Raw genomic sequence first — 11449 nt, 5'->3', positions numbered from 1 at the left:
CCGGCGCGCTGGTCCTCGGCGGTGCGGCGGCCGTCGCCCTCGCCCGGACACGCCGCCGCTCCGGGTCCGCGGCCGCCGGTGACGCCGCGTCATGACGCCCCGCACCCCGTACCCACGAGGCGCGCTGCGCACCCTCGCCGCCACCGCCGTCCTCGCGCTGGGCCTCGCCGGGTGCGAGGGCCACGCCCGCCCCGACGCGGCCGCGGAGAACCCGGACGCGGAGCTGAAGGTGGTCACGACCACGGAGATCCTCGCCGACCTGGTGCGCCAGGTCGGCGGGGACCGCGTGCAGGCCGACTCGGTCGTGCCGCCCGGCGGCGATCCGCACTCCTACGAGCCGACGCCCCGGGACGCGGAGAAGGTCACCGAGGCCGACGTCACCTTCACCAACCACCTGCTGCTGGAGGAGCACGCCCTGATCAAGACCGTCGACGCCAACGCCCGCGAGGGCACGCCGAACGTCTCCCTCGCCGAGGCGTCCGAGACGTACGGCGCCAACGTCATCCCGCTGGTCGAGGACGTCGGCCTGGACGTGCTCTGGCTGGGCCTGCGGGTGCGCGGCGACGGCGAAGCACGCGGCGCCAGCCGGTCCTCGGACGTCCTGCTGACGGCCACCGGCATGACGGGGCCGGGTGAGCTGGCGGCGTACCTGACCGAGTCCCTGGGGAAGCCGAAGAAGTACTTCGACTCCGCCGACGGCTTCTCGGCCGCCGACACCACCTCCCTGCCGCCGGCCGCGCACACCCACCTCAACTGGGCCTTCACCGAACCCGGCGTCTACGAACTGACCCTTGAGGCACGGCTGAGGAACGGCGGCGCCGAGCCGCGGCCGGTGGGCGAGGGCACCTTCACCTTCGCGGTCGGCGTCGACCCGCACACGGTGGCGGACAAGGGCGACACCATCCTCGACGAGGGGCACACCGACCTGACGGTCAACATCGACACCGGGCGGATGTCCGCGTACACCGACCAGCGCTCCCGCGGCGAGGAGCAGGAGGAGATACCGCCGGACGACGTCGTGATCGACGTACCCAACCGTGCCCTCGACGAGGTGCCCGAGGAGAGGGAGTTCGCCTTCCTGGGCGAGCCGGGCGCGCAGATCCACCAGCTGCCGCAGGCCGTCCTCGGCAAGCACGTGCACGGGGAGATCGACCCGCACCTCTGGCAGGACGTGCAGAACGCCAAGGCGTACGCGCTGCTGATCCGCGACACGCTGAAGAAGGCGGACCCGAAGGGCGCCCGCGCGTACGACAGGGGCGCCCGGGCGTACGAAACCGAGCTGGACCGGCTCGACGCGTACGTGCGGGAGCAGGTCGGCCGCATCCCGGCGGACCGGCGGCAGCTGATCACCACGCACGACGCCTTCGGCTACCTCGCCGACGCCTACGGCATGACCGTCGCCGGATTCGTCGTCCCCAACCCGGCCCAGGAGCCCAGCGCGGACGACGTCGAGAAACTCACCCGCACCATCGACAACCTCGACGTGCCGGCCGTGTTCATGGAGCCCAACCTCGCCCGGCGCGCCTCGGTGCTCACCCAGGTCGCCGAGGACCAGGACGTCGAGGTGTGCAGCCTGTACGGCGACTCCTTCGACGAGAAGACCCGGCACTACACCGACATGATGCGGCACAACGCCGACGAACTGCGCCGCTGCCTCGGAGGCCCGGACACGTGATCACCATTCGCACCCGCCGCCGCGCACGGCCGGTGGCCGGCGCACTGCTGGCCGCCCTGCTCACCGCCGCCCCGGCCGCGGCGCAGTCGCCTCCGGACGACGAGTCCGAGGCCGCGCCCACGACCGGCACCGGACGCGTCGTGATCGGGGACGGGCACGTCGACATCGGCCCCCGCTTCGACGACGGCACCTGGACCGTGCAGGTCCGTGACGACACCGCGGAGCCGCCCACCTGGCGCAGCACCGACGACGTCGTCCTCCAGGTCACCGACGCGGCCCGGGTGGAGGTGCCGGAGGGGGAGGAGTTCTCCTTCCTCGGCGCGCCGGGCGCCCGGGTGTGGCTGCTGCCGCAGGCGCAGCCGAACGACGTGCTGTGGCCGGGCTGGAACAGCCAGGAGCCGGAGGTCGCCGCCCGCGTCGAGCGGGAGGTGACCTGGCAGCTGACGGGCGTCGAAGGCCCCGGCGACTTCGTGCTGTTCCTGAACGGGAGCTTCGGCACCCCGCAGATCCTCTTCGACGGCCGCAAGCCGCTGCCGCAGGAGACCGGTTTCGAGGTCAGGAGCCACGTCCACGGCAACTGGGCGTTCACCGAGCCCGGCACGTACCTCCTGGACGTGCGGATGACCGCGACGACCAAGGACGGCACCGAGCACGAGGACAGCGGGACCCTGCAGTTCTCCGTCGGCCCGCAGGACCCGCGGAAGGCCTTCGCCGCGGCAGACGCGGCACGGGACGAGGACACCCCCGGCGCGTCCGCGGACGAGGGGCGGCCGGACGACGGCGCCGCGCCGGACGAGGCCGCGCCGGACGAGGCCGCGCCGGACGAGGCCGCGCCGGACGAGGCCGCGCCCTCCGGCGCGGGCACCGACGACTCCACCGCGCCGCTGTGGTGGGGCATCGGCGGCGCCCCGCTGGTGGCCGCCGTCGCCGCCGCCCTCGTCCGGCGCCGCGCCCGCGGCCCCCGCGCGAGCGGGGACGGGGGCGAGCGGTGACCGCCGACGCACGCGAGACGGCGCCGCCGGTGCTCGACATCCGCGGCCTCGGCGTGGAACTCGGCGGGCGGATGGCCCTGCACGACGTCGACCTCGGCGTACGGGCCGGGGAGCTGGTCGGGCTGATCGGGCCGAACGGGGCGGGCAAGACCACGCTGCTGCGCGCGGTCCTCGGTCTACTGGCCCCCGCCGCGGGCACGGTCCACCTGGCGGGCGCGCCGGCGGCCCGCGGCCGCGGCGGCATCGGCTACGTACCGCAGCGCCACGAGTTCGCCTGGGACTTCCCGCTGCCCGTGCACAAGGCCGTCATGACCGGCCGCACGCACCGGATCGGCTGGCTCCGCCGGCCGGGCCGGGCCGACCGCGAGGCCGTCGACCACGCCCTGGAGCGGGTGGCCATGACCGCGCTGCGGGACCGCCCGATCGGGGAGCTGTCCGGCGGCCAGCGGCAGCGCGTCCTGGTCGCCCGCGCCCTTGCCGTACGCCCCGGGCTGCTGCTTCTCGACGAGCCGTTCACCGGACTCGACGTCCCCACCCAGGAGTTGCTGACCGGCCTCTTCGCCGGCCTGCGCGCGGAGGGGAAGGCGCTGCTGATGACCACCCACGACCTGCCGCAGGCCGCCGACATCGCCACCCGGCTGTGCCTGCTGAACCGCACCGTCGTCGCCGACGGCGAACCCGCCGCGCTGCGCGACCCCGCGGTCTGGCTGCGCGCCTTCGGCGTCGCCCGGTCCGAGGCGCTGCTGACCTCCCTGGGGGTGACGGGATGAGCACCGTCGCCGACTTCCTCACCGACCCGTGGCAGCACGTGTTCATGCAGCGCGCCTTCGCCGTCGCCGTCATGTGCAGCATCGTCTCCGGCGTCGTCGGCAGCCACGTCGTGCTGCGCGGCATGGCGTTCATCGGCGACGCCGTCTCGCACTCCGTCTTCCCCGGCGTGGCCATCGCCTTCGTGCTGGAGTTCAACCTCGTCGTCGGCGGTGCGGTGGCCGGGCTGCTCACCGCGCTCGCCGTCGCGGTGTTCTCCCAGAACCGCCGGCTGCGGGAGGACAGCGTCATCGGCGTGTTCTTCGCCGCCGCCTTCGGGCTGGGCATCGTCATCCTCAGCACCGCCCCCGGCTACGGCGGTTCGCTGGAGTCGTTCCTCTTCGGGCAGATCCTCGGTATCAGCGACGGCGACGTGCGTACCGTCGCCGTGGCGGGGGCGGCCGTGCTGCTCGTCGCCGCGGCGGTGCACAAGGAGCTGGTCACCGTCAGCCTGGACCGGGAGACCGCCAGGGCCGCGGGCCTGCCGGTCTTCGGCCTGGACATCCTGCTCTACGCACTCGTCACGATCACGGTGGTCATCTCGCTCCAGGCGGTCGGGAACATCCTCGTCCTCGCCCTGCTCATCACCCCGGCCGCGTGCGCGCGGCTGCTCACCGACCGCATCGGCGCGATGATGGTCCTCGCGCCGGCCATAGGCGCCGGCTCCGCGGTAGTCGGCCTGTACCTGTCGTACCACCGCAACCTCGCCGCCGGGGGCCTCATCGTCCTCGTGGCCACCGGCGTGTTCGTCCTGTGCTGGGTCTTCGCCCCCCGCCACGGCCTACTGGCCGGCCGCCGCGGCCGCCCCCGCCGCCCAGAAGGCGACCCACCCCCGCCGGCGGAGCACCCGGACGCCCCGGCGCCGGCCGTAACGGGTGCCGGGTGAACGGGGCCGGCCACCGCGGGAAGGGCAGCGAGTCCCGCGGAACGCAATCGGCGAGCAGCCCAACGCATCGTGCTGCCACGATGCACCCATGGATCGTGAGAACCCCGGCAGGCTGGTGATCCGCCGTGCGGACGCCTCGGACTGGCTCGTCGTGGCCGGCGTCGACTCCGTCGCGGCATCGGGCGACGAAGCGCGGCGCGCGAGCATACGACGCTGGTGCGAACAAGGCTCGGTCCTCCTGGCCGAGGACGCATCCGCCCCCGTGGGCTACAGCGTGCTGGAGTACACCTTCTTCGAGCAGGGCTTCGTCACCATGGTGATGGTCGCGCCCACCGCCCGCCGACGAGGCGTGGGCGCACGTCTCCTCAAGGCCGCCGAGGCCGCGTGCACCAGCCCGAAGCTGTTCACCTCGACCAACGTCTCCAACCACCCCATGCAACTGCTCCTGCAGCGCGTCGGCTGGAGGCCGGTCGGCCTGCTCCATGGCCTGGACGAAGGTGATCCCGAGCTCTTCTACCTCTGCCCGGGTGCCGAAGGCTGAACGACAAGCTCAGCGGTCCGGGGTGAGGAGGGGCTTGACGTCCAGGACCGGGGTTGCGTCGAGCGCTTCGAGGGCGCCTACGCGGACGCGCGTGCCCGCGACGGCGAGGATGCGGACGGTGTGCAGCCCGATGGGGTTGGGGCGGTCGGGTGCGCGGGTGGCGAGGACGCCGGTGAGCGGGCGGGCGGCGTCGCCGCGCGGGTGCACGGTGAGCGTGTCGCGGTCCGCACGGTCGAGCCAGGTGAGCAGCAGCACGTCGGTGCCCGGGGCCAGGCCGTCGAGGGCGGGGGCGTACCGGTCGTCGAAGACGAGCCAGGCGCCGGGTGCTCCCTCGTCGGGCTGCCGCGGTGCCGCGGCCCGCTCGGTCAGCGGGGATTCGACGCGCCCGATTGGGCGCAGGGTGTAGTCGGTCACGATTCCTTGATCCTTTCTGGCGGCGGGGGGTGTGGTCCCGCGTTGGGCGGCAAGGGTGGCTGCGGTATTCTGAATGCGCTTCCATACGATCTGTCGCAGGCCAAGGATGGGCTCTTCATGGGCAGTCCCACCGTGTACGACGTCGCCGAGCGTGTCGGCGTGTCCATCGCGACGGTGTCACGTGTGTACCGGAGCCCGGACAGCGTCCGGGCGGAGACGCGTGAACGGGTCCTGTCCGCCGCCCGTGAGCTGGGGTACGTGCCGAGCGCGAGCGCGCGCGGGCTGGCCAGCCGGGTCACCGGGGTGCTCGGGCTGTGCTTCCCCGACTTCGCCGAGCCCGCCGCCGGCGACGCCGCCGACCCGCAGGGCGCGGAGCTGAGCCTGTACGGCGACGAGGTGATCCGGGGCATGGAGCGGGCCGCCCGGCGGCGCGGCTACGGCCTGCTGATCTCGGCGGCGCCCGCCGACCGGGCGGGGGAGTCGATGGCGGAGATGGCCGGCCGCGTCGACGGGCTGGCGTTGCTGGCCCAGCAGTGGCCCGCCGCGGAGCTGGACGTCGTCGCGCGCCGGCTGCCCCTGGTGGTGCTGGCCGGGCAGCGGCACCCCGGGCTCGACCGGATCGAGGTGGCCAACTTCGACGGTCAGCTGTCGCTCACCCGCCACCTGCTCTCCGACCACGGGTTCGACCGCCTCGCCTTCCTCGGCGGCCCCGAGGACTCCCCGGACGCCGAGGCCCGGTTCCGCGGCTTCCAGGCGGCCCTGCTGGAGCGGGGGCTGGACCTGCCGGAGCAGCCGGACACGCGGGGGGACCTGACGGTGGCCGCCGGCCGCAAGGCGGTGGCGGAGCTGCTGGACCGGGGCGGGCCGCGCCCGCAGGGCCTGGTCTGCGCCAACGACCAGATGGCCGCCGGCGCGCTGCAGGCGCTGGCCGAGGTGTCGATCAGGGTGCCGGGGGAGATGGCGGTCACCGGTTTCGACGGAATCCCGCTGGGCGGGGCGGTGAGCCCGTCGCTCACCACGGTCCGGCAGCCGATGGGCCGCCTGGGGGAGGAGGCGGTGGAGATGCTGCTCGCCAGGCTGGCGGACAGCGACCTGCCCGTCGGGTCCCGCACCCTGCCCACGGTCCTGGTCCGCCGGATGAGCTGCGGCTGCCCCGCCTGAGCGCCGCGCGGCGGGCCGCGGCCGGACGGCCGGGACGGATCGCGTCCCCGTTATCGAAGCGTTACCGAACCGACCCTTGCGACGGCCGAGGACTTTCCCCCAGGGTCATGTATGCGCTTACAAACCCGCGTGTGCACGTGATAGGAGCCCCTCATGGCCCGCAGAGCCCGCATCGCCACCGCCCTCGCCGTCGTCTCCGCGCTCGGACTGGCCGCCTGCGGCGACGGCGGCGGCGAGGTGGGCGCCGACGCCGAGCAGACCCTCACGGTCTGGGCCATGGGGGAGGAGGGCACGCGCATCGAGGGCGTGGCGGAGAAGTTCAACGAGGAGCACCCGAACATCACGATCAAGGTGACCCCCATCGGCTGGGACGTCGCGCACCAGAAGCTGGTCTCCGCCGCCGCCGCGGGCAAGCTGCCGGACATGGCGCAGCTCGGCTCGACCTGGATGGGCGAGTTCATCGACCTCGGCGTCCTCGAACCCGTCGACACCGGCGTCTTCTCCGCCGACGACTTCTTCCCCGCCGCCTGGGAGGGCAACGAGCGGGACGGCGAGGTGTACGGCGTCCCGTGGTACGTCGACACCCGGGCCCTGTACTACCGCACCGACCTGGCCGCGCAGGCCGGCGTCGACGAGGCCCCCGAGACGTGGGCCGACCAGCTCGCGCTCGCCGAGGCGTACCAGGAGCTGGACAGCACCCGGTGGGCCTTCTCCCTGCCGGCCGGCGGCGACGGCGCCTGGCAGAACTGGATGCCGTACTTCTTCTCGGCCGGCGGCTCGCTGCTGGACGGCGACGGCAACCTCACCCTCGACTCGCCCGAGGCGGTCGAGTCCTTCACCGAGTACCGGAAGTACTTCGACAAGGGCCTGTCCAAGAGCACCGCCGCCGCCCCCGGCTACGACGTGATCAAGGACTTCGGCGCGGACCGGGTGCCGATGTTCGCCTCCGGGCCGTGGATGGTCCAGAACATCGCGGACCAGGCCCCGCAGCTGAAGGGCAAGTGGGACGTCGTGCCGCTGCCGGCCGGCGACAAGCCCGCCTCCCTCATCGGCGGCGCCTCCCTCGTCACCTTCGGCGACAGCGAGCACAAGGCCGCGGCCCAGGAGTTCACCTCCTTCCTCACCGACCCGAAGACGCAGGCCGACTGGTACGAGATGGCCAAGTCGCTGCCGGCCAACCTGGCCGCCTGGGACGAGCCGGCGCTCCGGAAAGCCGACGTCGAGGTCTTCCAGAAGTCCCTGGACACGGCCGGCACCATCCCGCCGCTGGCGCAGTGGGAGGAGATCGCCCACGAGATCGACGTCACCCTCGAAGAGCTGGGCAAGGGCGGCGACCCCGCCGAACTGGCCCGGGAACTGCAGGAGAAGACCGAGGACCTGGCGGGCTGAGGCATGACCTCCTCCACCGTCAAGACCCCCGTCACCGACCGCCCGGCGCGCCGGTCGGCCGGCCCGGCCGGAGCCGGCGACCGGACGCCGCCGCCCCGGACGCCCCCGCGCCGCGACCGGCTGTCCCGGCACAACCTCTCCGGCTGGCTGTTCTCCACCCCGTTCCTGGCCTTCTTCGCCACCTTCATGGCGTTCCCGATCGTCGCGACGCTCCTGATGAGCTTCACCGACTTCGGGCTCCGCAACGTCACCGACCCGCTCTCCGCCGACTTCACCGGCCTGGACAACTACGGCGAACTCCTCGGCGACGAGAAGTTCCTGCGCGCGCTGTTCAACACCGGCTACTTCGTCGTCCTCGGCGTGCCGCTCACCATCGGCAGCGGGCTCCTGGCCGCCGTGCTGCTGAACTCCGGCATCGACCGGCTGCGCACCTTCTTCCGGGTCGGCTTCTACGCCCCGGTGGTCACCGCCATCGTCGCGGTCGCCGTCGTCTGGCGCTTCGTGCTCGACCCGACCGAAGGGCTGATCGCCGGCCTGGCCGCCCAGGTGGGGCTGACCGCCCCGGACTTCCTGGCGTCCGAGACCCTCGCCATGCCCTCGCTGATCGTGATGGCCGTCTGGCGTAACATGGGCACGGCCATGGTGCTCTTCCTCGCCGGGCTGCAGTCCGTCCCGACCGAGGTGCGCGAGGCCGCGAGGATCGACGGCGCGGGCGCCTTCCAGGAGTTCCGCCGGATCACGCTGCCGCTGCTGCGGCCCACCATGCTCTACGTCGCCGTCATGACCAGCATCGGTTTCCTCAACGTCTTCGAGGAGCCGTTCGTGATGACCAACGGCGGGCCCTCGGACAGCACCCTGACCGTCTCGCTGTACATGTACCGCGAGGGCTTCAACTTCTTCCACATGGGCTACGCCAGCGCGATGGCGTACACGCTGTTCGTGATCATCCTGGCCGTCACGCTGCTGCAGCTGAGGCTGCTGAAGGACAAGACGAAATGAGCACGACGACCGCACCCCGCAACCGCTACGCCCGGCGCGACGCCCGGATCCGGCGGCGCCGGGCCGTCACCTACGCGCTCCTCGGCCTCGGCCTGCTGGTCATGGCGGCACCGTTCCTGTGGATGGCCCTGTCCGCCTTCAAGACCGAGCAGGAGCTCTCCGCCAGCCCGCCCCGGTGGGTTCCCCGGGAGTGGACGCTCGACAACTTCCGCACGCTGCTGGACCTGCTGGACGCGCCGCTTTACTTCTTCAACTCGACCGTGGTCGCGGTCTGCGTGACGCTGTGCAACCTGCTGTTCTGCTCGATGCTCGGCTACGCCCTGGCCAAACTGAACTTCGCCGGCAAGAAGCTGGTGTTCGGCATCGTGATGGCCGCCCTGATGGTGCCCGGCAACCTCATGCTCATGCCGAAGTTCGTGATGATGAGCAAGCTGGGCCTGATCGACACCTACGCCGCGCTCATCCTGCCGTTCGCCGCGGGGGCCTTCGGCGTCTTCCTGATGCGGCAGTTCATGTCCAGCGTCCCCGACGAGCTGCTGGAGGCGGCCCGGGTGGACGGCGCACGCGAGTGGTACATCTTCTGGCGCATCGTGATCCCGCAGGTCAAGCCCGCGCTCGCCACCCTGTCGATCTTCGTGTTCCTGGGTTCCTGGAACAACTTCCTGTGGCCGCTGGTCGCGACCAACGACGCCGACAAGTACACCCTGCCCGTGGCGCTCGCCACCTTCGCCACCGACCCCACCAAGGCCGACGGCTCCAACGGCGTCCTCATGGCCGGGGCCTTCCTGGTCGTGCTGCCGGTGCTCGTCGTCTTCATCCTGCTGCAGAGGTACTTCACCCAGAGCATCGCCACGGCGGGACTGAAGTAGCCGCCGCCCCCCGGCCCGTACGGGCCCGCGCGCAGCCTGACGGCCCGCGGTCCCGTACGGTCCACCGCCCGCCGAGCGCCGCACCCCGACCACCGCACCGCCAGGCCCTCGCCTGCACCCACAACCCCGCCGCCAAGGGAGCCGGATCGCCGATGGACCGCCGTACATTCCTCGCAACCACCGCCGTCACCGCCGGAGCCGCCGGCTCCGCCGCGCTCGGCGCCGCCCCCGGGCACGCCGCCGCGCGCTTCCCGCGGGACCCGGAGACGGTGCTCACCGGCTGGTTCCGGGACACCTACCGCTCGCTGGAGGCGATGGTCGCCGACAACGGGCTGCCCGCCGACAACATCGACCTCAGCGGCGGCGCGCCCGTCCTGACCGAGAACACCTCCGTGACCAACATCGGCTGCTGGATCTGGTCGACCGTGGCCGCCGCCGGCCTCGGGGTGATCAGCGAGCGCGAGATGCACACCCGCCTGGCCCGCACCGTGTCCACCGTCGAGCGGATGGAGCGGCTGCACGGCTTCTGGTTCAACTGGTACCAGACGTTCACCGGCGAGGTGCTCGACGAGTGGCCCGGCAGCGGCGCCCCCGTCAACCACCTGCTGTCCACCGTCGACAACGGCTGGCTGGACGTGGCCCTGCGCATCGCCGAGGACGCCGACCCCCTGCTGCGCGGGCGCATCCGCAGGCTCCGCGCGGACCTCGACTGGTCCTTCCTGTACGTCCCCTACGACCCGGCCGACCCCGTCGCCCGCCCCGGCCACATGTCCACCGGCTTCCGGGTCGCCGACGACGCCCTGACCGGCAACTTCTACGGGGCGATGATCTCCGAGACCCGCATCGCCGGCTTTCTGGGCATGGCCGACGGCACCGTGCCGGGCGAGCACTACTGGCGGATGCTGCGCACCTTCGCCCCCGGCCAGACCCAGGGGATGCCGCCGGGCGGCGACTGGACCGTCCGCGACGGGGTGCGGTACTTCAACGGCCACTACACCTACCGCGGCCGCACCCACGTGCCCGGCTGGGGCGGTTCGATGTTCGGCGCGCTCATGCCGGAGCTCTTCGTCCCCTCCACCCGGTGGAACGCCTCCTGGCGCACCAACCTCACCCGCCACGCCCTGGCCCAGCGCGACCACGGGCTGCTCGACGCCGAGTACGGCTACTGGGGCTTCTCCCCGGCCAACGTGCCCGAGGGCGGCTACCAGGAGTACGGCGTGCAGTACCTGGGCATCTCGCCGGAGGGCTACTGCTCCAACACCGACCGCACCTACGTGCCGTACGGCGCGCCGAGGCCCGACCCCTCCGCCTACACCAACGGCGTCGTCACCCCGCACGCCGCGTTCCTCGCCCTGCTCGTCACGCCGCGGGCCGCGCTCGCCAACCTGCGCGACCTCGCCCGCGACTTCGACGCGTACGAGGACGGCTACGGCTTCTACGACTCCGTCAACGTCGGCACGGGCACGGTCAGCGACCGGATGCTCTCCCTGGACCAGGGCATGACCGCCGCGGCCCTCGCCCAGGTGCTCAGCCCCGGCCTGCTGCAGCGCCCGTTCCGCACCGGCGGCTTCCGCCGCCGCCTCAAGCCGCTGCTGGCCAGGGAGGACTTCGGCATATGAGCACCCCGCAGCCCGCCGCGCCCCGCCGCCGTACCGTCCTCGGCCGCCTCGGCGCCGCGGCCGTGACCACGCACGGCGCCCTCGGCGCCGCACCGGC

At 72.8% G+C, this 11449-nt stretch carries 11 protein-coding genes; 10 read left to right on the top strand and 1 reads right to left on the bottom strand.

Translation table 11 applies throughout. The features are described 5' to 3' along the window. The first annotated feature begins 91 nt into the window (after positions 1 to 91). From ABD317_RS26875 to ABD317_RS26855, 5 genes are all read left to right on the top strand, one after another. On the top strand, positions 92 to 1675 hold the full coding sequence (locus ABD317_RS26875; RefSeq protein ID WP_344292811.1) for an anchored repeat ABC transporter, substrate-binding protein: 1584 nt from the start codon (positions 92 to 94) through the stop codon (positions 1673 to 1675). Beyond that, complete coding sequence (locus tag ABD317_RS26870; RefSeq protein ID WP_344292809.1) at positions 1672 to 2667, top strand: TIGR03773 family transporter-associated surface protein; 996 nt, start codon at positions 1672 to 1674, stop codon at positions 2665 to 2667. The genes ABD317_RS26875 and ABD317_RS26870 overlap by 4 nt, the downstream gene beginning before the upstream one ends. Beyond that, positions 2664 to 3437 carry an anchored repeat-type ABC transporter ATP-binding subunit gene (locus ABD317_RS26865; protein ID WP_425582445.1) on the top strand — a complete coding sequence of 258 codons (774 nt, stop codon included), beginning with the start codon at positions 2664 to 2666 and terminating at the stop codon, positions 3435 to 3437. The genes ABD317_RS26870 and ABD317_RS26865 overlap by 4 nt, the downstream gene beginning before the upstream one ends. Further along, entirely contained in the window at positions 3434 to 4360 is a 927-nt protein-coding gene (locus ABD317_RS26860; protein ID WP_344292807.1) for an anchored repeat-type ABC transporter permease subunit, read from the top strand. Before ABD317_RS26865 ends, ABD317_RS26860 begins: the two co-directional genes overlap by 4 nt. Positions 4361 to 4448: 88 nt before the next feature. After that, positions 4449 to 4901 (top strand): GNAT family N-acetyltransferase, encoded by a 453-nt coding sequence (locus ABD317_RS26855; protein ID WP_344292805.1) that lies wholly within the window; start codon positions 4449 to 4451, stop codon positions 4899 to 4901. A gap of 9 nt (positions 4902 to 4910) precedes the next feature. Here the strand turns inward: ABD317_RS26855 and tsaA are convergent, their stop codons facing one another. Beyond that, positions 4911 to 5315 (bottom strand): tRNA (N6-threonylcarbamoyladenosine(37)-N6)-methyltransferase TrmO, encoded by a 405-nt coding sequence (gene tsaA, locus ABD317_RS26850; RefSeq protein WP_344292803.1) that lies wholly within the window; start codon positions 5313 to 5315, stop codon positions 4911 to 4913. Between the two features lie 117 nt (positions 5316 to 5432). Here tsaA and ABD317_RS26845 point away from each other — a divergent pair, with 117 nt between their 5' ends. The 5 genes from ABD317_RS26845 to ABD317_RS26825 all read left to right on the top strand — a co-directional run bounded on the left by ABD317_RS26845 (position 5433) and on the right by ABD317_RS26825 (position 11352). Continuing rightward, positions 5433 to 6476, top strand: coding sequence for a LacI family DNA-binding transcriptional regulator (locus ABD317_RS26845; protein ID WP_344292801.1), 1044 nt, complete (start codon positions 5433 to 5435; stop codon positions 6474 to 6476). Between the two features lie 153 nt (positions 6477 to 6629). Next, positions 6630 to 7865, top strand: a complete 1236-nt coding sequence (locus tag ABD317_RS26840; protein WP_344292799.1) for a sugar ABC transporter substrate-binding protein — start codon at positions 6630 to 6632, stop codon at positions 7863 to 7865. Between the two features lie 3 nt (positions 7866 to 7868). Next, the gene (locus tag ABD317_RS26835; RefSeq protein WP_344292797.1) at positions 7869 to 8864 is read left to right on the top strand and encodes a carbohydrate ABC transporter permease; all 996 of its coding nucleotides are present in this window, start codon (positions 7869 to 7871) and stop codon (positions 8862 to 8864) included. Then, a complete protein-coding gene (locus ABD317_RS26830; protein WP_344292795.1) occupies positions 8861 to 9733 on the top strand; it encodes a carbohydrate ABC transporter permease in 873 nt (290 codons plus the stop codon). Before ABD317_RS26835 ends, ABD317_RS26830 begins: the two co-directional genes overlap by 4 nt. 152 nt (positions 9734 to 9885) lie before the next feature. Next, positions 9886 to 11352 (top strand): glucoamylase family protein, encoded by a 1467-nt coding sequence (locus tag ABD317_RS26825; protein WP_344292793.1) that lies wholly within the window; start codon positions 9886 to 9888, stop codon positions 11350 to 11352. The last annotated feature ends 97 nt before the right edge of the window (positions 11353 to 11449 follow it).

Origin of the sequence: Streptomyces synnematoformans, assembly GCF_039531005.1 — a bacterium.
Taxonomy (GTDB): Bacteria; Actinomycetota; Actinomycetes; order Streptomycetales; family Streptomycetaceae; genus Streptomyces; species Streptomyces synnematoformans.
Note: the sequence above shows the minus strand (reverse complement) of the source record. Positions and strands in the feature narration are given on the sequence as shown.